Source organism: Mesorhizobium sp. WSM4807 (assembly GCF_055811615.1).
This window is the reverse complement of sequence record NZ_JBVVQY010000036.1, coordinates 31,962-52,291: the sequence shown is the minus strand read 5'-3', so window position 1 is coordinate 52,291 and position 20,330 is coordinate 31,962. Positions and strand designations below refer to the sequence as shown.

Here is a 20,330-nt window from a genome sequence, read left to right as displayed (position 1 = left end):
TGCCCCTTTCTCTCACCCCCCCCACACTCCGGCCGTGGTTTTTTCCAAAAACCACAAAAAAACCCCACCCCCCCCCCCGCCGCCCCCCCCCCCCCCCCCCCCGCTTTAGGTGAAGCCGATGAAATCGTCGGGCGCGGCGCGGCCCATTTCTTCTTCCCAGTGGCGGCGGCAGAGCGAGACATAGACATCCTTGCCGATCGCCACCTGTTCGCCCTGTCTCGCCACCTTGCCGTCCGAGCCGAGGCGCACGACCATCGTCGCCTTGCGGCCACAGCGGCAGATGGTGCGCACCTCGCGCAGATCGTCTGAGATCGCCAGAAGCGCGCGCGAGCCGGAAAACAGCTTGCCCTGGAAATCCGTGCGCAGGCCGTAGCACATCACCGGGATATTCAGCCGGTCGGCGATGCGGGCAAGCTGCCACGCCTGCTCCTCCTCGAGGAACTGCGCCTCGTCGACGAAGACGCAATGCACCGTCGTATGGTCGTGATGCTCGGCGACCCGGGCGAACAGGTCGTCGCCGTCGCGGAACATCTCAGCCTCCGTCTCCAGGCCGATGCGCGACGAGATCAGCCCGGTATCGCCCTTGCGGTAGTGGTCGGCGACGAACAGCATCGTCGTCATGCCGCGCTCGCGGTAATTGTACGAGGCCTGCAGCAGCATCGTCGTCTTGCCGGCATTCATCGTCGCATAGTGGAAGTACAGCTTGGCCATGCCGCTCTTTTAAGCCGAGTTGTCCCGGCGCGGGGAGGGGGCGTCCTCACATTCCACCGGAAAAGCGGCGAACGTGTCGCTGATCGGCCAGCCCGCGCCGTTGATCGCGATTGTCTTATCGCTTGAAACCGCACCAGAATGGTGTTTGGCTGACGAAACAAGGCGGAGACAAAACCGCAATTTCGCTTCGCCGATAGATCACAATGGGAGAATACATGATGTCGCGTATGAAACTATTCGCCGCCGGCTTCGGTCTGGCGGCATTTCTTTCCGCGGGCGGCGCACTCGCCGCCGAGCCGGAAAGCTGCAAGCCGGTGCGTTTTGCCGATGTCGGCTGGACCGACATCACCGCCACCACCGCTACCGCCAGCGTCATCCTCGAAGCGCTCGGCTACGAACCCGACGTGCAGGTGCTGTCGGTTCCGGTCACCTACACCTCGCTGAAGAACAAGGACGTCGACGTCTTCCTCGGCAATTGGATGCCGACCATGGAAGCCGACATAAAGCCCTATCTCGAAGACAAGTCGGTCGAGACGATCGTGACCAACCTCGAAGGCGCAAAGTATACGCTCGCCGTGCCGCAGCACACCTATGACGCCGGTCTCAAGGATTTCGCTGATATCGCCAAGTTCAAGGACAAGCTCGACAACAAGATTTACGGCATCGAAGCCGGCAATGACGGCAACCGCCTGATCCTCGACATGATCGCCGCCGACAAGTTCGGCCTGAAGGATTTCGAGCTCGTCGAAAGCTCGGAGGCCGGCATGCTGTCGGCGGTGCAGAAGGCGGCCGCATCGGGCGAAGACGTGGTCTTCCTCGGCTGGGAGCCGCATCCGATGAACGCCAACATCAAGATGGCCTATCTGTCGGGCGGCGACGAGGTGTTCGGCCCGAATTTCGGCGGCGCGACCGTCGCCACCAATGTCCGGGCCGGCTACACCACTGAATGCCCGAACGTCGGCGCGCTGCTCAAGAACATGGTGTTCTCGCTCAAGATGGAAAACGAGATCATGGGTGCGATCCTCAATGACGGCGCCGACCCGAAGGCCGCGGCTACCGAATGGCTCAAGGCCAATCCGGACGCGATGACGCCATGGCTCGCCGGTGTGACGACGTTCGACGGGGGCGACGCCGCGGCCGCCGTGAAAACCGCGCTGGGTTCGTAGCAGACTTACACCCTCCCCCTTGTGGGGAGGCGCGGCACGCGCCGCGGTGGGGTGCGTGACCACCCCACCCCGCTCCGCTGCGCGGTTCGACCCACCCCGCCAGGGGGAGGGTGAAGAAGAAATGAGGGGACATTTGCCATGGATCCGGTTTCGCAACTGATTTCGAGCTTCAAGATCCCGATCGGGCGGTGGGGCAAGACCTTCTTCGACTTCCTGACCACCAATTTCGAGTGGTTTTTCGACAGTATCGCCGACGGGCTCACCGTCGTTCTCGACGGGCTGGTCGATCTTTTGCTGCTCGTCCCGCCGGTTCTCCTGGTTGCCGCCATAGCCGGGCTTGCCTGGTACCTGCAGAAATCATGGAAGCTGGCGCTTGCCGTCGCGCTCGGCCTCCTGTTCATCGTCAACCAGGATCTCTGGCAGGAAACCGTCGAGACGCTGGTGTTGGTCGTGGGCGCCGCTGCGGCCTCCATGGCCATCGGCGTGCCGATCGGCATCTGGGCGGCGCATAACGAGCGTGGCTACCGCTATCTCCAGCCAATCCTCGACCTTATGCAGACTATGCCGACCTTCGTCTACCTGATCCCGGTGCTGATTCTCTTCGGCCTCGGCATCGCTCCCGGCCTCATCGTCACCGTCATCTTCGCCGCTCCTGCGCCGATCCGCCTGACGCATCTCGGCATCACCTCGGTGCCGAAACCGATGATCGAGGCCGGCGAAGCCTTCGGCGCGACAAAACGCCAGCTCCTGTGGAAGGTAGAGCTGCCGGCGGCGCTGCCGACCATCATGGCGGGGCTGACGCAGTGCATCATGCTCTGCCTCTCCATGGTCGTGATCGCTGCGCTCATCGGCGCCAACGGCCTCGGCAAGCCGGTGGTGCGCGCGCTGAACTCGGTCAACATCCCGCTCGGGCTCGAAGCCGGCCTCGCCATCGTCGTGCTCGCCATCATCCTCGACCGCATCAGCCGCATCGGCACGGGAGCCGCCAAATGAGCGCCGCGGTCGATTTCAAGAATGTCGACATCGTCTTCGGCGCGGCGCGCAAGGAAGCGCTGGCGCTCGTAGACAGCGGCGCGACGCGTCAGGAAATCCTGGAGAAGACCGGCGCCGTGCTCGGCTGCGCCGGCGCCAATTTGACCGTCAACGAGGGCGAGATTTCCGTCCTGATGGGCCTCTCCGGCTCCGGCAAATCGACGCTGCTCCGCGCCGTCAACTTGCTCAACGTGCCGGCGCGCGGCAACGTCATGGTCAAGGACGGCGACCGCATGATCGATGTCGCGGCCTGCGACGCCGCCACGCTGCGCCACATCCGACAGACGCGGGTCGCCATGGTGTTCCAGCAGTTCGGCCTTCTGCCCTGGCGCACCGTCGCGGAAAATGTCGGCTTCGGCCTAGAGCTTTCCGGCGTGCCCGAAGCCGAGCGCAAGGCGCGCGTCGAGCGCCAGTTGAAGCTCGTCGGCCTCGACCAGTGGGCGTCGAAATACGCCCACGAGCTTTCCGGCGGCATGCAGCAGCGCGTCGGGCTGGCGCGCGCGTTTGCCACCGAAGCGCCGATCCTGCTGATGGACGAGCCGTTCTCGGCGCTCGACCCGCTGATCCGGACCAAGCTGCAGGACGAATTGCTGCAGCTTCAGGCCGAGCTGAAGAAGACCATCATCTTCGTCAGCCACGACCTCGAGGAGGCGCTGAAGATCGGCAGCCACATCACCATCATGGAAGGCGGGCGCATCGTGCAAACCGGCGCGCCGGAAGACATCGTGCTGCGCCCCGCCAACGACTATGTCCGCGACTTCATCGCCAATGTGAATCCGCTCTCGGTGCTGACCGCCTGGAACGTGATGCGCGACCGCCGCGACCTCGACCACGGCGAGGACGGCTGGGTGTGGCTCGACCGCCGCAAGACGACGCGTTTCAAGATCGACGAGCACGGGCTGGTGGCGGCGGCCGAGCGCGACGGCAAGCCGGCGTTCTGGGTGTCGTGCGCCGATGTCGAGGCGCAGCCGGAGGAGACGACGCAGGTATTCTGGGCCAATCCCGGCACCTCGCTGAAGACGGTGATGCTGGCCATGCACCGCTCGCAGACCGCACCGGTGGCGCTGTTCGACGACCAGTCGCGCTTCGTCGGCGCCATCGGCGTCAGGGACGTGCTGTCGGCGGTGTTGCGGCGATAGCTGTTTTCTAAACGAAACGGCCCGTATCGTTCCTTCGCGCGCGCCTGTCGTGCCGCACATCTCCCCCACTGGGAGATTGGCTGCCGTCACGGATTTCGCCAATTGCATGGGCACGGACTTGTGAACGGTCGCGCTTCCCGGGAAGGCGGTTTGTGCGCGGCTTAAAATGGACGACCGCTTTGCCTATGTCAGAATAAAAGCGAAATTCTTGCGCGCAGTTGCCGGTTCCGATGCCTGAGATCGTCACCAAACCCCGCACCAAGACGAAGCCGCAAATCGAACGGCCGAAGCTCTACAAGGTCATCCTCCTCAATGACGATTTCACGCCGCGCGAGTTCGTGGTGACGGTGCTCAAGGGCGAATTCAAGCTGAGCGAAGACCAGGCGCGGCGGGTGATGATCACCGCGCACCAGCGCGGCGTCTGCGTCGTCGCCGTCTTCACCAGGGACGTCGCCGAGACCAAGGCGACACGGGCGACCGATGCCGGCAAGGCCAAGGGCTACCCGCTGATGTTCACGACAGAACCGGAGGAGTAGAGCGGTTTTCCCTTCTCCCCCTGTGGGAGAAGGTGGATTGTCGCGGAGCGACAAGACGGTTGAGGGGTGCTGGACGAGGCGCCGTCGGTGTCAAGCTGGAACACCCCTCATCCGACCGAGCTCCGCTCGGCCATCTTCTCCCACAAGGGGAGAAGGATAAACCGCTTTGCTACCGCCCCTCGCGGTACCACATCGAGCCCAATGCCAGAAGCAGCAGGCCGAGGCCGAGGAACCCGCCGAACAGCGGCACGCGCGAGACGGCCTTCAGCACGCTGTCGTCGGTGGTGCGCAGGCCGATCCAGTCGTTGCCGGCCGCCGCACCCGAGGAGCGGACCGGAACGACCGACGGCAGCGTCACGCCGCCGGTGAGATTGCCAAGGGTCGACGATTGCGCCAGCCGGCGCACGCTGCCGCCGGTGGCCTCGGCCGGCGCCTTCAGCCGGTTCTCGGTGGAGACGACGTCGGTGAATTCCGGCGCATTGACCGGGCCGACATGGGCAAGCGCCTTCAGGTCGCCATTGCCGACCTGATAGAGGCCGATCTCGCTGGTTTCGATGCTGCCCAGGAAGACGCCGGGTTCGGCTCTCTCTAGCTTGACGGTCATCGCCTTGCCGGACGGGGTGATGATCTGCGCCGGGCCGGGATCGTCGCTCATCGTCTGGCGGCGGATTTCCAGCATCATGCCGCGGCCGTCGGCGGTCAGCCGCTCCTCCTCGAGTTCGGGCTCCTTCATCAGCCAATGGGCGATGCGGCGATAGAGCTGGACATGCGGGCCGCCGCCCTCGAAGCCGCGCGCCCACAACCAGCCCTGGTCGGACAGAAACATGCCGACGCGGCCTTCGCCTTTGCGGTCGAGCAGCAGCAGCGGTCGGTTGTCCGCCCCCTTCATCACCGCCTCGCCCTCAGGGTTCTCGACGCCGATGGTGCGGAACCAGCGGCTCCAGTGCGGCGGCTCGGTGGCGGAGCCGTCGAGCCCGCGCGTCACCGGATGACGCTGGCCGAGCTCGGTGAGGCGCGGATAGAAGGCCTTGTCGACGACTTCGCCGGTCGGCATCGCCGGCAGCGCCGACATCAAAGGCGTGCGGGCGATGGAGCTTTCGCCGGCATATTCAGGCCCTGCCGCGATCAGCAGCGCGCCGCCCTTTTCGACATATTCGGCGATGTAGTCGTAGTAGAGGATCGGCAGCACGTCGCGATGCTGATAGCGGTCGAAGATGATCAGGTCGAAATCCTTGATCTTCTCGACGAACAGCTCGCGCGTCGGGAAGGCGATCAGCGACAGTTCGTTGATCGGCGTGCCGTCCTGCTTTTCCGGCGGCCGCAGAATGGTGAAGTGGACCAGATCGACCGAGGCGTCGGATTTCAGAAGGTTGCGCCAGGTGCGCTCACCGGCATGCGGCTCACCGGAAACAAGCAGCACGCGCAAATTCTCGCGGATGCCGTCGATCAGCGCGATGGCACGGTTGTTGGTGTCGGTGAGTTCGTCGGGCTCGGGGTCGATGGCGAGTTCGACGATGTTGCGGCCGGCGCCGGGAATGGTCACCTGCAGCGGCATGGCCTGGCCGATGGTGGCGCGCTCGACCGAAACCTGCTCCCCATTGACCGACACGCGCACGTCGACCGAGCCGGCCTCGTTGTTGGTGCCGATGACGCGATAGGTCATTTCGAGCGGCTTGCCGACCAGACCGAAGCGCGGCGCATTCTCGAAGCGGATGCGGCGATCCTTTTCCTGGTCGTTGCCGGTGATCAGCGCGTGCAGCGGGGCGTTGAAGTCGGGCGTGCCGCCGGGGGCGTCATGCACCTCGCCATCGGTGATCATGATGGCGCCGCCGATGCGCGAAGGCGGCACGTCGCGGAAAGCGCTTTCAAGCGCGCCGAAAAGCCGCGTCTCGGTGCGCTCCTCGGCGGCTTCCGACTTGCCGGCCTCGACGACGCGGACGTCGAACTGCTTGAAGCGGCCAAGACGCTGCTGAAGCCCGGCCAGCGCCTCGTCTGTCTGCTTGGTGCGCTCGCCAATGTCCTGGCTCTGGCTGCGGTCGACGACGACGGCGACGACGCTTTTCAGCGCCTCACGCTCTTCGTCGAGCAACACCGGGTTGAGCAGGGCCGCACCCAGCGCCAGCAGGGCGGCAAAACGGAAGACCGCGCCGCGCTGGCGAAACCAAAAACCGACCAATGCCAGCAGCAACAGCGGCGCCAGCACCAGGCCAAGCAGCGGCCAGGAGATGAGCGGTTCGAAGGCGAGCGACAAGTTCATGGCTTACTGCCCCAGCCGCTCGAGCAGCACCGGCACATGCACCTGATCGGATTTGTAGTTACCGGTCAACATGTACATCATGATGTTGACGCCTGCGCGCAGCGCATAAATGCGCTGCATCGGGTCCGACGGCACGGTCGGCAAAAGCGGGTCGCCATTCTCGTCGACCGCCCAGGCGCCGGCGAAATCATTGGCGGTGATCATGATCGGCGAGACGCCGTCGCCGGTGCGTACCGGGCGGTTCTCGGTGTTGCTGGCTTCGAGCGACGCCGCGACCCAGAGCGGTCCGCCGGCGAAACGTCCGGGAAACTCAGGCAGGATGTAGAAGGATTTGGTCAGCACATGGTCCGACGGCACCGGCTCCAGCGCCGGCACGTTGAGGTTGCCGAGGATGTCGCGCAGCCGCTCCGTCGCCGGGCTGGCCGAATCCGCGCCGATGCCGGTGGCGAACTGGTCGCGCGTGTCGAACAGCACCGTGCCGCCCTGCTGCATATAGGCGTCGACGCGTGCGATCGCGGCCTGGCTCGGCATCGGCGCGGCAGGATCGATCGGCCAGTAGATCAGCGGATAGAAGGCGAGCTGGTCCTTCGAGATATCGACGCTGGCCGGCGCCCCCGGCTCGAGCGCGGTCTTCTCGATCAGGAAGCGGGTCAGGCCCTCCAGCCCGGCCTGGCTGATCGAATCGACGCTCCGTTCGCCGGTCTGCACATAGGCGATCCGGGTCTTGGAAATGTCCTCGATCGCCCGCTCATCGCCGGGTTTGGCATCGTCGGCGCGGGCGATGTCGGTGTGGCCGACCAGGGCGCCCAGCGCAATCAGCAGGGCGGCGGTGGTCGCAGCAGCCGTGCCGGCGCGGCGCGGCCGGCGCGAGAACAAGCCGCTCATCCAGAACACGGCCAGCGTGTCGAGCACCATCAGCAAGAGAGCTGCCGCCACCAGCGGGCCCTTCAAATTGTGCGATTCGTCGAAGGCGTACTGGATGGTGGTGACCGGCACGGTGATCTGAGGACGGACCAGCGGTGCGAAGCTGCTTTCGGCATCGAGCAGATTGTGGGCGAGGACGCCGGTTTCGGAGCCGTACAGGCCAGGCGGGTTGTCGAACGTCACCGGCAGCGGGCCGGCACCCGGCACCAGCGGCCGTGCATCCGGCGTCGGCGGCACCAGCGTGCCGTCGGCTGATATCATGCGGTAGGGCGCCAGCGAGGTGGCGGCGGCCTCGGCATTGGCAGCCGCCGCGCCCTGGTTGCGCGACAATTGCACGATGCGGCGCAGCATCTCGACGAAGCTGCCGGAGATCGGCAGGTTCGACCAGGTCGCCTCCGGCGTAACATGGAACAGGACGAGCGTGCCTTTGCCCTTCTTCATCCCGGTCACCAGCGGCGTGCCGTCGGCAAGCGTGGCCCAGGTGCGCTCGACGATATCGGGCGTCGGCTCGGCCAGCACCTGCCTGGTGACGGTGACCTCGGCGGGCGGAGCGAGATCGGCGAAGGGACCGGTCTTTGTGAAATCTGTGACCGGCTGCGGCGTCGTCCACGACAGCGCGCCGCCGAGCGAACGCTCGCCGGTGCGCAGCCTGACCGGCAGCAGGTCGTCGTCATTGCCGGCGGCGACCAGCCGCGAGCCGGCGAACCGCACCAGCGTGCCGCCATTGTCGACCCAGTCGACCAGCCTTTGCCGCACCTGCTCCGGAATGGTGCCGACATCGGCCATGACGACCATCGCCGGCTTCTGGTCGAGGAGTTGCGGGATGGCATCGGCAAGGTCGGCGCTCGACGGCTCGGTCAGATCGGCGAAGGGCTGCAGCGCGCGGCGGATGTAGTACAGCGGCGACAAAAGCGGCTGCGCCTGGTCGGCCTCGGCCTGCGACAGCAGCCCGACGCGGCGACGCTTGGAATTCTCGTCGAGCACGCGGACGGCGCCGGCCTGCCGCTGGCCGTCGAGCGCGATCGAGGCGAAGTCGTTGCGCAGTTCGAACGGCACCGCCATCGTGCCGGTGGCGGTGGATTCGCCCGGTGAGAAGGTCAGCGTGGCGTCGGCGATGCGGCGGCCCTTGTCGTCGAAGGCGCCGGCGGTCACCTGAGCCGGCGCCGGATCGCCCGGCGCGCGGATGGCGGTCAGCTCGAAGCCGTCCACCTGGTTGTCGGCGCCGGTCAGGCCGATCAGGCCAGGCCGATCGGAGGCGGCCCAGACGACACGGGCGGCGTTCTTCGACAAAAGCGTGTTGAAGGCGGCCTCGTCGCCTTCCGCCGCCAGACCGTCGGCGAGCACGGCAACGCTGGCGCCCGGCAAGGTCTCCAGGGTTGCCGCGACGCGGGCGTAGACGGCAGGGCGGTCGGTCGGGATCGGCCGCGGCTTTGCCGCGCGCAGCCGGTCGAGCGCGGTGGCGGCGTCGAAGGGACCGATTTCGGCATTCGGCTTCTCGGCGGTGAAGGCGATGATGACGGGCACGTCGTTGGAGCTGGCATCGGTGATCAGCCGTTCGGCAGTGGCGACGCGCTGGCCCCAGTCGGCGGCACTTGCCCAGTCATTGTCGATGACCAGCGCAAGAGCGGCGCCCTCGGCCGGCAGTCTTTCACGCGGGTTGAAGACAGGTTCGGCAAGCGCCGCAACGATGAGGGCCGCCATCAGCAGCCTGAGCAGCGTCAGCCACCACGGGCTCTGTTGCGGCGTCTCCTCGCGCTTCAGCACGCGGGCCAGGATCTTCAGCGGCGGGAAGACCTCGGTCTGCGGCTTGGGCGGGGTGAACCGCAACAGCCACCAGATCACCGGCAGCGCCAGAAGGCCCCACAGCACCATCGGTGCCCCGAAGGATAGCGGCAGCCAGCTCACGCGCGGATCCTCCCGGCTGAGCTGCCATCGACGGTCATCGCCATGTGGACTCGCACCAGCGCATCGGAGGCAAGGCGGTCGGTGTGGTTAACGGTGAAGCTCCATCCGAGCCGCTTGCACCAGTCGGTCAGTTCCTGACGCCGGGCGATGTAAAGCAGTCGGTATTCATCGCCCAGCGTTTCGGCACGGCCGGCAGTCAGCTTGTCGCCGGTCTCGGGATCGGTGAACTCGGTGCGGCCGGCATAGGGGAATCTCTCCTCGGCCGGGTCGGCGACCTCGATCAGATGGGCACGCACGCCGTGGCGGGCGAGCACGTCGAGCCAGGCGATGGTGTCCTCGACCGGATCGAGGAAGTCGCTGACGATGACGATGTCGCAGAAGCGGCGAATAGCGGATAGGTCGGGCTTCACCGGCAATTCGCCGGCATGGGTGAGTTGCGCCGCGATGCGCTCGGCGCCGTTGCGGGCGGTGAACGGATCGGTCAGCCCGGGCCAGGCGATGCGCTCGCCGCTGCGCGACAGAAGCTCGGCCATGGCCAGCGCCAGCACCAGCGCGCGGGATTCCTTCGAGACGGTGGCTCCTGTCGATTTGTAGAGCATGGAGGGCGAGGGGTCGGCCCACAGCCACACCGTATGAGCGGCTTCCCATTCGCGGTCGCGCACATAGATGTGGTCGTCGCGGGCCGAGCGGCGCCAGTCGATACGCGAGGAATCGCCTTCGACATAGGGCCGGAACTGCCAGAAATTCTCGCCGATGCCGCGCTTGCGGCGGCCGTGCCAGCCGGCGATCACCGTGTTGACGATGCGGCGCGCCTCGACCAGCAGGTCCGGCACCAGCGACGCCCGCAATCGGCCGCGGGCGAGCGCGTCACGCGTCGCCGCCGGTGCCTGGGCCTCGCCTATACGCGCCATCAGATGCCTTTTGCCAGTTTCGCCACCACGTCGCGCACGGTCGTGCCCTCGGCACGGGCGGCAAAGGTCAGCGCCATGCGGTGCTGCAGCACCGGCTCGGCCAGCGCTCTGATATCGTCGATCGACGGCGCCAGCCGTCCATCATAGAGGGCGCGGGCGCGGGCGCACAGTGTCAGCGACTGGCTGGCGCGCGGGCCCGGGCCCCAGGCGACGTGCTTGTCAGTCTCGGCATTGCCCTGGCCGGGGCGCGCCGAGCGCACCAGCTGGAGGATCGCCTCGACGACGCTTTCCGGCACCGGCATGCGGCGAATGAGGGTCTGGATCTCCTTGAGCCGCGCCGGCTGCAGCACGTTCTGCGCCTTGGCGTCCTCGATACCGGTGGTCTCCAGAAGGATGCGGCGCTCCGCCTCGATTTCCGGATAGAGGATGTCGACCTGCATCAGGAAACGGTCGAGCTGCGCCTCGGGCAGCGGATAGGTGCCTTCCTGCTCCAGCGGGTTCTGCGTCGCCAGCACGTGGAAGGGCGCCGGCAGGTCGTGGCGGATACCGGCAATGGTGACGTGGTATTCCTGCATCGACTGCAGCAGCGCCGACTGGGTGCGCGGTGAGGCGCGGTTGATCTCGTCGGCCATCAGCAGCTGCGCGAAGATCGGCCCGGAGATGAAGCGGAAGGAGCGCTTGCCGAATTCGTCTTGCTCCATCACCTCGGAGCCGAGAATGTCGGACGGCATCAGGTCGGGCGTGAACTGGATGCGGCGGGAATCGAGGCCGAGCACGATGCCCAGCGTTTCGACCAGCTTGGTCTTGGCGAGGCCGGGCACGCCGACCAGCAGCGCATGACCGCCGGCCAGCAGCGCCACCAACGTGCGTTCGACGACGCTTTCCTGGCCGAAGATGACGCGGCCGACGCCCTCGCGAACCCTGGAAATGTCGGCCAGCGCCGTCTCGGCCTGGGCGATCATGTCCTTTTCGCTGATCGGGCTTTCCTTGATCATCACGCTCATGCAGCATCGATCCTTCTCGTTGGAAATACCGGCTTGCACCTAAGACGCCACAGAGTGCCGCGATTCGGCCTCGCGTGGCGCCTGTCTTTGAACTTAAATCACTGACTTATGCTGACAAGCGGAACAACAGTGACTATTTCGTGACCATGACAGAACGCGCCGACGATCGTGATGAAAGTTTGACGACCGTGACCGAGGCGCGCGGACTTGAGGCGCTGATCTCGCGTGCCGCCCGCGCGGGCAAGGGGCCGGCACCAGTGGAGCGCTGGAATCCGGCCTTTTGCGGCGATCTCGACATGGAGATCAGACAGGACGGCACCTGGTTCTACCAGGGCACGCCGATCGGCCGCATGCCGCTGGTGCAGCTGTTTTCCTCCGTGCTGCGCAAGGACGAAGACGGCAAGACCTATCTGGTGACGCCGGTGGAAAGGGTCGGCATCCGCGTCGTCGACGCGCCTTTCATCGCCGTCGAGATGGACGTTTGCGGCACCGGCTATGGCCAAGTCATCACTTTCCGCACCAATGTCGGCGATGTGGTCGAGGCCGGGCCGGATCATCCGCTGCGCTTCGTCGACGAGGAGGCGAGCGGTGGCCTGAAACCCTATGTGCTGGTGCGCGGACGGCTGGAAGCGCTGGTGGCGCGGCCAGTCATGTACGAACTGGTCGAGCATGGCGAAGAGATCGAGGTCGGCGGCAGGAGGATGTTTGCCGTCCGCTCGAAGGGCGCGGTCTATCCGATCATGCCGATGGAAAAACTGCAGCGGCTGAGCGCATGATGGGCAGCGTATGATGGACCGGGGCATGATGGACCAGGTGACGCTATGGACCAAGTGACGCCAGCGCCGTTTTCCGCCGCGGATTTTCGCGCCCGCGTCGCGGCACAGCCGCTGGCGCATGCCGCCGACGATTATAGCGACCATCGCTTCAACCCCGGCCATCCGCGTTTGAAGCTCGCGAAGGTGCTGCGCGATGCCGCCGTGCTGATCCCGGTGGTCGATCACGGACGCGATGCCACGGTTCTGCTGACCAAACGGGCGGAAAACCTGCGCAACCATTCGGGGCAGGTGGCCTTCCCGGGCGGCACGATCGATCCTACCGACCCGAGCCCGGAAGCGGCGGCATTGCGCGAGACATTCGAGGAGATCGGACTTGGCCAGGACCGGGTCGAGATCATCGGCCGCATGCCCGATTACGTCTCCGGCAGCGGCTACCGCATCGCCCCGGTGCTGGGAATCGTGCGGCCGGGTTTTTCACTGACGCTGAATTCCCAGGAGGTCGACGCCGCCTTCGAAGTGCCGCTGCGCTTCCTCATGGACCCGGCCAACCACGGCCGCGACAGCCGCATGTGGAACGACCTCGAATGGGTCTTCTACGAGATGCCCTATGGCGGCCAGCGCATCTGGGGCGTCACCGCCGGCATCATCCGCACGCTCTATGAAAGGCTCTATACGTGAGCGGCCGGATGTCGCTCGCGGGCAAAGCCGAGTGGCTCGGCGAACGGCACCTGCAGCGCCTGCTGGCGGCGCTGGCGGCTGGCGGCGAGGAGGCGCGTGTCGCCGGCGGTGCGGTGCGCAATGCGCTCATCGGCCAGCCGGTCGCCGACGTCGATATCGCCACCACGACCGTGCCCGATGAGACCATCCGCCGCGCCGAGGCGGCGGGCTTCAAGGCCGTGCCGACCGGCATCGAGCACGGCACCATCACGATTGTCGCCGGCGGAAAGCCGTTCGAGGTGACAACGCTGCGCGCCGACATCGAGACCGACGGCCGGCGGGCAAAAGTGACGTTTGGGCGCGACTGGAAGGCGGACGCGGAACGGCGCGATTTCACCATCAACGCGCTTTATGCAGAGGCCGACGGCACGATCATCGACCTGGTCGGCGGCGTAGCCGATATCGAGGCGCGCCGGCTGCGCTTCATCGGCGATCCGGAGGCGCGCATCCGCGAGGATTATCTGCGCATCCTGCGCTTTTTCCGCTTCTTCGCCTGGTATGGCGACGGCCGGCCGGATGCCGAAGGGCTGAAGGCTTGCGCCCGGCTCAAGGAGGGGCTCGGCCAACTCTCGGTCGAGCGCATCTGGTCCGAGCTGAAGAAGCTGCTGTCGGCCCCCGATCCATCGCGCGCTTTGCTGTGGATGCGCCAGGCCAGCGTGCTCACCAGCGTTCTGCCGGAGAGCGAGAAATGGGGCATCGATGCGATCCATGCGCTGACCAGGGCCGAGAAGGATCTAGGCTGGACGCCGGACCCGCTGCTCAGGCTGGAAGCGATCGTGCCGCCGGACGCGGCGCGGCTGAAGACGCTGGCCGAGCGGCTGAGATTCTCCGTCAGCGACGCCGGCCGTCTCAGGCAGTGGGCGCTGACAGCGCCCGTCGAGCCGAAGACCACTGAAGCGGGACTCGCAAAACGGCTCTATCGTGGCGATCGTCAAGGCATTGTCGATCGCTTGCGGCTGTCGCTCGCTTCCGCTCGAGCCCGCGCGGTCGAGGACAACGACGCGCCGCTCGAAGCCGGCGGCTTTTCGCGCCTGCTGGCCTCCGCCGGAAAATGGAAAAAGCCCGGCTTTCCGCTCAAGGGCGCCGATCTGACGACGCTTGGCGCGTCGCCCGGGCCGAAACTCGGCGCAACCTTGAAGAACCTCGAAAACGAGTGGATCGAGTCCGGCTTTGCGCTGGATCGCGACGCACTCCTCAAGCGCGCCGCAGAAGCACTCGAAAGTTAAATCAGGCGGCGTCGCGGGGCTTTTCGATGCGCGAACGGATGGCTTCGATCATCGTCTCGCGGATGATCGTCTCGCCATGCGTCTCACGCATGTGCTCGACCGCACGACGCATGATCTCGGCTTCCTCTTCGGCGCGCGTATGCCAGTCACAACCCGGAACGAGCGAGCCGCAGTGGAATTCTTTCATCGGATTTCTCCCTTTTCCTCCCCGGAGCGCCACCCATTTGCTTGAACGCGGAAGCTCCAGCACCTTTGATCGACGCATGATCCCCGTCTGAAACCGGGTGTCGGTATTCGGATCATGCGCTGGCCGAGCAAGCATAACACGGTCGAATGGTTTTGGTTGCCGCAAAGACCGAAAAGGCGGAGCATCGCTGCTCCGCCCTCTTAACACTACCCCGGAGGCAAGACCTCGTCTTGCTCCAGCGGGTAGGCGATCACTTCACGATCCTGACTGCCTCGGCAATTTTGTGCTTGCCGCTCATGTCCCACGAAACGCGGACCTTTTCGCCGGCCTTCAGGCCAGGATTCTTGAAGGCCTTGGGCAGCGTAAAGGTAGATCCGTTGTCCAGAACAAGGCTCATGGCCGTTCCATCATAGGTCTTGACCGTGCCCGTGGTGTGCTTGACCGCTGCGAAGGCAGCGCCACCAGAGGCAAGAACGGCGGCAGCCGCAACCGACATAATAAGCTTGCGCATGGCATGCTCTCCTGGAAAATGAGGGCACCATTTTGGGAAGGTGCCCCACTCAATCATGGGCCGTCCGGTCGCGTCGGGTCGCGGTTCTAGGGAGGATGAACCGCCGGCGTTTCCCGGCCCGGAACGAAAAATAGTCCTGTTTTTTCAAGTGGATATTAGACGAAAAAGATATTCTGCGCGCCACATTCGCCGCCAAAATCAAACGATTTGGACCTCATTGCGGCTCACGTCCGACTCACCGAGATTTTACGGCCATTTCACTTCCGGCGGCAGGCTGGACAGGATCGAGGCGACGTTGCCGCCGGTCTTCAGTCCGAAGATGGTGCCGCGATCGTGAAGCAAGTTGAATTCGACATAGCGGCCGCGGCGAATGAGCTGTTCTTCACGGTCGCCGTCGGTCCAGTTGTCGTTGAAATTGGCCCGCACGAGATGTCCGTAGACGACGAGAAAAGATCGCCCGACATCCTGGACGAAGTTGAAATCGGCGTTCCAGCCGCCTTTGTCCTCACCCGAATGCAGCCAATCGAAGAAGATGCCGCCGGTGCCGCGCGGTTCGTCGCGGTGCGGCAGATAGAAATACTCATCGCACCAGGCCTTGAATTTCGCGTGGTCGGCGACGCCGGCGTTCTTCTCGCAGGCGAATCGCATGGCCCGGTGGAAGGCAATCGTGTCCGGGTCATCCTGGGTGCGGCGACGATCGAGCACCGGCGTCAGGTCGGCGCCGCCGCCGAACCACTGGCGCGAGGTGACGACCATGCGCGTGTTCATGTGCACGGCCGGCACGTTGGGGTTCCACGGATGAGCAATCAGCGAAATGCCGCTCGCCCAGAAGCGCGGGTCTTCCTCGGCGCCCGGCATCTGCTTCCTGAATTCCGGCGAGAACTCGCCATAGACGGTGGAGGTGTGGACGCCGACCTTCTCGAAGACGCGGCCACGCATCATCGACATGGTGCCGCCGCCGCCCTTGCCGGCGTCGCGCTCCCACGGCGTCTTTTCGAAGCGGCCGGGCGACCATGAAGCCTGCGGCCCCTGCAGGTCCTGCTCGATCTGCTCGAAGGCGGCGCAGATGCGCTCGCGCAACGTCTCGAACCACAGCCGCGCCTTCCTCTTCTTCTGTTCGATGTCGGCCGGCAGCCCCGCCGCTATTTCGGATCGTTGCAATGCTGTCTCCGGTTGTGGGGCGCGTACCCCGACAAATGACTCGTCTTTTCTGGCCGCGATCCCTAATCTCTTAGGTGCAAGGGTCAAGTGTGAATGGAGTTCTTTCGTGCGCACCCCGGCAAGACCGCCGCTGGATGGCCTGAAGAAGAGGCTCGACCGTTCGCGCGCCGAGCGCGCGCGCATGCCGCGCGACGGGTTCCTGCGCGAGACCTTCGTCCTGCCGCGTTCCGATGCGCGGCTCAAGGCGAAGGAGTGGTTCGAACGCTTTCCCAAGCAGGCCTACTGGACCGAGATCGAAAGCTGGTTCGAGCGGCCGGGCGACGTCATCGAATTCACGATCAGGCGATTGCCCGCGGCGGATTAGCGAGCGACCAACAGCCGCCTTGCGCCCGGGCCTTGGGCGCTCAATCGGTCTTCCTTGTTCCGCAGCGGGCATTTGTCGATCGACATGCAGCCGCAGCCGATGCAGTCGGTCAGCCCGTCGCGCAGCTTCTTCAGCTGGGCAATCTTGCGATCGAGCTGGTCGCGCCAGGCCGTTGAAAGCAGGTTCCAGTCCTCGCGCGTCGGCGTGCGGCCGTCAGGCAGCGATTCCAGTGCGGCACCTATCTCGGCCAGCGAGATGCCGACCTCCTGCGCGATCCTGATGATCGCCACACGTCGCAGCACGTCGCGGCCGTAGCGTCGCTGAATGCCTGATGTGCGGTGGCTGCGGATCAGTCCGCGCGCCTCGTAGAAATGCAGCGCCGATACCGCCACCCCGCTCCGCGTGGCCACCTGGCCGACCGTCAGTTCCGTCACCGCCATTCGAATTTTCCGCTTGACCTCAAGTTAAGTTGAGCTTGTAACGAAGAAACCCTTGACATGCAAACCGCAGGAGAAGGCGATGTGCGCCTGGGTGAGAATGACAAGAGAGGGTGCGGTCATTGGCCAGAAAGCGGCCGTGTTCGCTGCGCCCACTGACGGTCTGCGAATGCTATCCGAGCTGCCGGATCGCCTCGCCGGCCACCATGGCGACGGAAAGCGCGACGTTGATGCTGCGCGTGCCCGACTGCATCGGGATGATCAGTCGCGCATCCGCCGCCTCGTGGACAGGATCCGGCACGCCTGCGGATTCACGGCCGAACAAAAGAATGTCGGCGTCGGCGAAGACGAAATCCGTATAGGCGGTCGCAGCCCTGGTCGACAGCAGCACCAGCCGCCGCGCTTCGGCTCTGCGCCAGTTCTCGAAGGCGTGCCAGTCGACATGCCGGGTCAGCGCCGCTATTTCGAGATAATCCATGCCGGCCCGTTTCAGCGCACGGTCGGAGAGCGGGAAGCCGGCCGGTTCGATGATGTCGACGACGAGACCGAGGCAAGCCGCGAAGCGCAGGATTGTCCCGGTGTTGCCGGCGATATCCGGCTGGTAGAGCGCGATGCGGAGACGGTTGTTCATTTCCGCATCCTGCTAATAAGTGGCAGATCGGCCACAGCAGGTTCGCGGTTTTGGAAATTGCTGGACTGGCGGGTGGTCATTTTCTGCGAAGTCGGCTATACGCCGGGCATTGTCAACCCGAACCGATGGGGGGGTAATTCATGATGATCATGCACATCCAGCGCCCCTCATGTGGGCTTACCAGCCTGCCGGCGGTTTCGGTACGACGATTCTCCTGACTTTTTAGACTTCGATCGCACCGATTCTTAGCCGAAACCCTTTTTTCGGCCTTCGAAGGAATCCTGCGATGTTTTTCAAGCTGTCGAAGGGGCTGAACGCCCCACCTGAACACGCCGCTGTTCAATCCCCGCCTTTCGCCGGCCATTCGCCCGCGAACAGGCCTGACTTTTTTCCGTATTTTCACATGGAGGACGGACCGATGTTCGATCCCTGCAAGATTCCCGGCTCAAGAAACCTGCACGAGCGCAGGATGGCGACATGGGCGCTTTTGATCGGCGAAACCTATTCGTCGGCGGCTCACGCCGAGACCCGCCGGCGCCCGCATCGCGGCATGCTGCCGGACGTCGATTTCTCGCGCGCCGTTCCCGACCGCAGCCGGCCGTCGCTGGTGCGCCGGATTATCAGGCTGATCCGGCCTGGCGCAGAGACCGTCGCGACACTCCGGGTCGTCGACACAGCGCTGTCAGGATCGTCAAACGAGCCTGTCGGCGAAAAGCCGGCGACATCCTATATTGCGCGAAGCAGGACCGGCGGCCCCGGTGATTCCGGCACGCCGGTCTTTGACTCTACGCGCTCCAAGGATGCCACGCGCTCCGCGCCGCGTGAGCGAAAACAAGCACATGAGTACCAAGACAATGTTCCGCTGGTTTGAAACAAGGCTCGATCCGTTCCCTGCCGAGGAGCCGGTCGAGCCGCCGAAGACGCTGATCGCCTTCTGCGTGCACTATACGCGTGGCGCCTGGCCCTACATCGCTGTCGACGCGATGCTGGTGACGGCTATCGCCCTTGCCGAGGTGTGGATGTTCGGCTTCATGGGCCGGATCGTCGACTGGCTGTCGGCGCAGAATCGCGAGACATTCCTGCAGACCGAGGGCTGGAAACTCGCCGGCATGGCTTTCATCGTGGTGTTCGCCCTGCCGGCGACGGTCTGGTTCCGTGCGCTCCTCAACCAGCAGACGCTGATGGGCAACTATCCGATGCGTATCCGCTGGCAGGTGCATCGCTACCTGCTCAAGCAGTCGATGAGCTTCTATCAGGACGAGTTCGCCGGGCGCATCGCGACCAAGCTGATGCAGACGGCGCTCGCCGTGCGTGAATGCGTCATCAAGCTCATCGACGTGCTCAACTATGTCGTGGTCTATTTCCTCGGCATGCTGTTTATCGTCGGCTCGGCCGACTGGCGGCTGGCGGCGCCGCTTGCCGTCTGGCTTGCCGGCTATATCTTGCTCCTGCGCTATTTCATCCCGCGACTGGGCAAGGTCGGCGAGGAGCAGGCCAACGCGCGCTCGACCATGACCGGCCGCGTCGTCGACAGCTACTCCAACATCCAGACTGTCAAGCTGTTCTCGCATGCGCGGCGCGAGGCGTCCTTCGCCCGGGAAGGCATGGCCGGCTTTCTCGATACGGTCTATCGGTCGATGCGGCTGGTGACGCAGCTCTATGGCCTGCTCTACATCCTGAACTCGCTGCTGTTGTTTTCGGTCACCGCGATCTCGCTGTGGCTGTGGCTCGGCCAGGCGGTGACGATCGGCGCCGTTGCCCTGGTCATCGGCCTCGTTCTTCGGCTGTGGGGCATGTCGCAATGGATCATGTGGGAGATGTCCACCCTGTTCGAGAATATCGGCACGGTGCAGGACGGCATCAGCTCGATCTCGCTGCCGCGCGTCGTCGAAGACAGGCCTGGCGCCAAGGACATTGTCGTGACCAAGGGCGAGATCCGTTTCGAGGACATCCGCTTCCACTACGGCAAGCAGAAGGGCGTGATCGAAAGCCTGTCGCTGACGGTGAAGCCGGGCGAAAAGGTCGGCATCGTTGGCCGTTCGGGGGCCGGCAAGTCGACGCTGGTCAACCTTCTGTTGCGCTTCTACGACCTTGAAAACGGCAAGATCCTGATCGATGGCCAGGAAATCGCGGCGGTGACGCAAGATTCGCTGCGCGCCCAGATCGCCATGGTCACGCAGGACACCTCGCTGCTGCATCGTTCGGTGCGCGAGAACATCCTTTATGGCCGGCCGGACGCCAGCAACGAGATGCTGGTCGAGGCCGCACGCCGCGCCGAGGCACTTGATTTCATATCAAGCCTTTCGGACGCCAGTGGCCGCACGGGTTTCGATGCGCATGTAGGCGATCGCGGCGTCAAATTGTCCGGTGGCCAGCGGCAACGCATTGCCATTGCCCGCGTTATGCTGAAGGACGCGCCGATCCTCATTCTCGACGAAGCGACGTCTGCGCTTGATTCCGAGGCCGAGGCCGCCATCCAGGAGAACCTCTACAAGCTCATGCAAGGCAAGACCGTCATCGCCATCGCGCACCGGCTCTCGACCATCGCGGCGATGGACCGGCTCGTCGTCATGGACAAGGGCCGCATCATCGAGGAAGGTTCGCATGAGCAACTCGTCGCCGGCGGCGGGCTCTATGCGCAGCTTTGGCAGCGCCAATCGGGCGGTTTCCTGCTCGACGACGGTGCCGCCGCCAACGATGCCATCGTCAAGGGTCAAGCAGCAGAATGATGGGCA

20 protein-coding genes are annotated in these 20,330 nt (G+C 64.9%); 10 read left to right on the top strand and 10 right to left on the bottom strand.

Annotated elements, in window-relative coordinates:
• Nucleotides 1-105: 105 nt before the first annotated feature.
• Nucleotides 106-711, bottom strand: coding sequence for a thymidine kinase (locus tag AC0L3N_RS29835; RefSeq protein ID WP_473551103.1), 606 nt, complete (start codon nucleotides 709-711; stop codon nucleotides 106-108).
• A 218-nt stretch (nucleotides 712-929) separates the two neighbouring features.
• Between AC0L3N_RS29835 and AC0L3N_RS29830 the strand changes: the two genes are divergently transcribed.
• The 4 genes from AC0L3N_RS29830 (at nucleotide 930) to clpS (ending at nucleotide 4,584) form a co-directional block, all read left to right on the top strand.
• Entirely contained in the window at nucleotides 930-1,877 is a 948-nt protein-coding gene (locus AC0L3N_RS29830) for a choline ABC transporter substrate-binding protein (RefSeq protein ID WP_473551102.1), read from the top strand.
• Nucleotides 1,878-2,015: 138 nt separating this feature from the next.
• Complete coding sequence (choW, locus tag AC0L3N_RS29825; RefSeq protein WP_095494431.1) at nucleotides 2,016-2,870, top strand: choline ABC transporter permease subunit; 855 nt, start codon at nucleotides 2,016-2,018, stop codon at nucleotides 2,868-2,870.
• Nucleotides 2,867-4,048 (top strand): choline ABC transporter ATP-binding protein, encoded by a 1,182-nt coding sequence (choV, locus tag AC0L3N_RS29820; protein WP_123149369.1) that lies wholly within the window; start codon nucleotides 2,867-2,869, stop codon nucleotides 4,046-4,048. Before choW ends, choV begins: the two co-directional genes overlap by 4 nt.
• A 230-nt stretch (nucleotides 4,049-4,278) precedes the next feature.
• Nucleotides 4,279-4,584: an ATP-dependent Clp protease adapter ClpS gene (gene clpS, locus AC0L3N_RS29815; RefSeq protein WP_029349886.1), complete on the top strand. Its 306-nt coding sequence runs from the start codon at nucleotides 4,279-4,281 to the stop codon at nucleotides 4,582-4,584.
• Between the two features lie 169 nt (nucleotides 4,585-4,753).
• Here the strand turns inward: clpS and AC0L3N_RS29810 are convergent, their stop codons facing one another.
• From AC0L3N_RS29810 to AC0L3N_RS29795, 4 genes are read right to left on the bottom strand one after another with little or no spacing between them, the layout of a single operon-like run.
• Complete coding sequence (locus tag AC0L3N_RS29810) at nucleotides 4,754-6,841, bottom strand: hypothetical protein (RefSeq protein WP_123149370.1); 2,088 nt, start codon at nucleotides 6,839-6,841, stop codon at nucleotides 4,754-4,756.
• Nucleotides 6,842-6,844: 3 nt separating this feature from the next.
• Nucleotides 6,845-9,670, bottom strand: coding sequence for a DUF4159 domain-containing protein (locus tag AC0L3N_RS29805; RefSeq protein ID WP_473551100.1), 2,826 nt, complete (start codon nucleotides 9,668-9,670; stop codon nucleotides 6,845-6,847).
• Nucleotides 9,667-10,581 (bottom strand): DUF58 domain-containing protein, encoded by a 915-nt coding sequence (locus AC0L3N_RS29800; protein WP_123149372.1) that lies wholly within the window; start codon nucleotides 10,579-10,581, stop codon nucleotides 9,667-9,669. The genes AC0L3N_RS29805 and AC0L3N_RS29800 overlap by 4 nt, the downstream gene beginning before the upstream one ends.
• Nucleotides 10,581-11,585, bottom strand: a complete 1,005-nt coding sequence (locus AC0L3N_RS29795; RefSeq protein WP_473551099.1) for an AAA family ATPase — start codon at nucleotides 11,583-11,585, stop codon at nucleotides 10,581-10,583. Before AC0L3N_RS29795 ends, AC0L3N_RS29800 begins: the two co-directional genes overlap by 1 nt.
• Before the next feature lie 146 nt (nucleotides 11,586-11,731).
• Between AC0L3N_RS29795 and AC0L3N_RS29790 the strand changes: the two genes are divergently transcribed.
• The 3 genes from AC0L3N_RS29790 to AC0L3N_RS29780 are packed head-to-tail and all read left to right on the top strand — an operon-like array spanning nucleotide 11,732 to nucleotide 14,304.
• Nucleotides 11,732-12,361: a DUF1285 domain-containing protein gene (locus AC0L3N_RS29790; RefSeq protein ID WP_473551110.1), complete on the top strand. Its 630-nt coding sequence runs from the start codon at nucleotides 11,732-11,734 to the stop codon at nucleotides 12,359-12,361.
• A gap of 45 nt (nucleotides 12,362-12,406) precedes the next feature.
• Complete coding sequence (locus AC0L3N_RS29785) at nucleotides 12,407-13,039, top strand: CoA pyrophosphatase (protein ID WP_473551097.1); 633 nt, start codon at nucleotides 12,407-12,409, stop codon at nucleotides 13,037-13,039.
• A gap of 8 nt (nucleotides 13,040-13,047) precedes the next feature.
• The gene (locus tag AC0L3N_RS29780) at nucleotides 13,048-14,304 is read left to right on the top strand and encodes a CCA tRNA nucleotidyltransferase (RefSeq protein WP_473551096.1); all 1,257 of its coding nucleotides are present in this window, start codon (nucleotides 13,048-13,050) and stop codon (nucleotides 14,302-14,304) included.
• 1 nt (nucleotide 14,305) lies between these two features.
• Here AC0L3N_RS29780 and AC0L3N_RS29775 read toward each other — a convergent pair whose 3' ends face one another.
• The 3 genes from AC0L3N_RS29775 to hemF form a co-directional block, all read right to left on the bottom strand.
• Nucleotides 14,306-14,491 (bottom strand): DUF1059 domain-containing protein, encoded by a 186-nt coding sequence (locus AC0L3N_RS29775; RefSeq protein ID WP_095491629.1) that lies wholly within the window; start codon nucleotides 14,489-14,491, stop codon nucleotides 14,306-14,308.
• Between the two features lie 250 nt (nucleotides 14,492-14,741).
• Nucleotides 14,742-15,002, bottom strand: a complete 261-nt coding sequence (locus tag AC0L3N_RS29770; protein WP_027151030.1) for a DUF1344 domain-containing protein — start codon at nucleotides 15,000-15,002, stop codon at nucleotides 14,742-14,744.
• Between the two features lie 246 nt (nucleotides 15,003-15,248).
• The gene (gene hemF / locus AC0L3N_RS29765; RefSeq protein WP_473551094.1) at nucleotides 15,249-16,163 is read right to left on the bottom strand and encodes an oxygen-dependent coproporphyrinogen oxidase; all 915 of its coding nucleotides are present in this window, start codon (nucleotides 16,161-16,163) and stop codon (nucleotides 15,249-15,251) included.
• Between the two features lie 106 nt (nucleotides 16,164-16,269).
• On the opposite strand from hemF, the gene AC0L3N_RS29760 reads away from it, so the two are divergent.
• On the top strand, nucleotides 16,270-16,527 hold the full coding sequence (locus AC0L3N_RS29760) for a hypothetical protein (RefSeq protein WP_192356034.1): 258 nt from the start codon (nucleotides 16,270-16,272) through the stop codon (nucleotides 16,525-16,527).
• On the opposite strand, the gene soxR is transcribed toward AC0L3N_RS29760, so the two are convergent.
• Both soxR and AC0L3N_RS29750 read right to left on the bottom strand, forming a co-directional pair.
• On the bottom strand, nucleotides 16,524-16,967 hold the full coding sequence (gene soxR, locus AC0L3N_RS29755) for a redox-sensitive transcriptional activator SoxR (RefSeq protein ID WP_473551093.1): 444 nt from the start codon (nucleotides 16,965-16,967) through the stop codon (nucleotides 16,524-16,526). The genes AC0L3N_RS29760 and soxR overlap by 4 nt on opposite strands.
• Nucleotides 16,968-17,136: 169 nt before the next feature.
• Nucleotides 17,137-17,595, bottom strand: a complete 459-nt coding sequence (locus tag AC0L3N_RS29750; protein ID WP_473551091.1) for a tRNA (cytidine(34)-2'-O)-methyltransferase — start codon at nucleotides 17,593-17,595, stop codon at nucleotides 17,137-17,139.
• 418 nt (nucleotides 17,596-18,013) lie between these two features.
• Between AC0L3N_RS29750 and AC0L3N_RS29745 the strand changes: the two genes are divergently transcribed.
• Together AC0L3N_RS29745 and AC0L3N_RS29740 are read left to right on the top strand one after the other, a co-directional pair.
• Nucleotides 18,014-18,466, top strand: coding sequence for a hypothetical protein (locus AC0L3N_RS29745; protein WP_473551090.1), 453 nt, complete (start codon nucleotides 18,014-18,016; stop codon nucleotides 18,464-18,466).
• The gene (locus AC0L3N_RS29740; RefSeq protein WP_473551108.1) at nucleotides 18,450-20,324 is read left to right on the top strand and encodes an ABC transporter ATP-binding protein; all 1,875 of its coding nucleotides are present in this window, start codon (nucleotides 18,450-18,452) and stop codon (nucleotides 20,322-20,324) included. Before AC0L3N_RS29745 ends, AC0L3N_RS29740 begins: the two co-directional genes overlap by 17 nt.
• The last annotated feature ends 6 nt before the right edge of the window (nucleotides 20,325-20,330 follow it).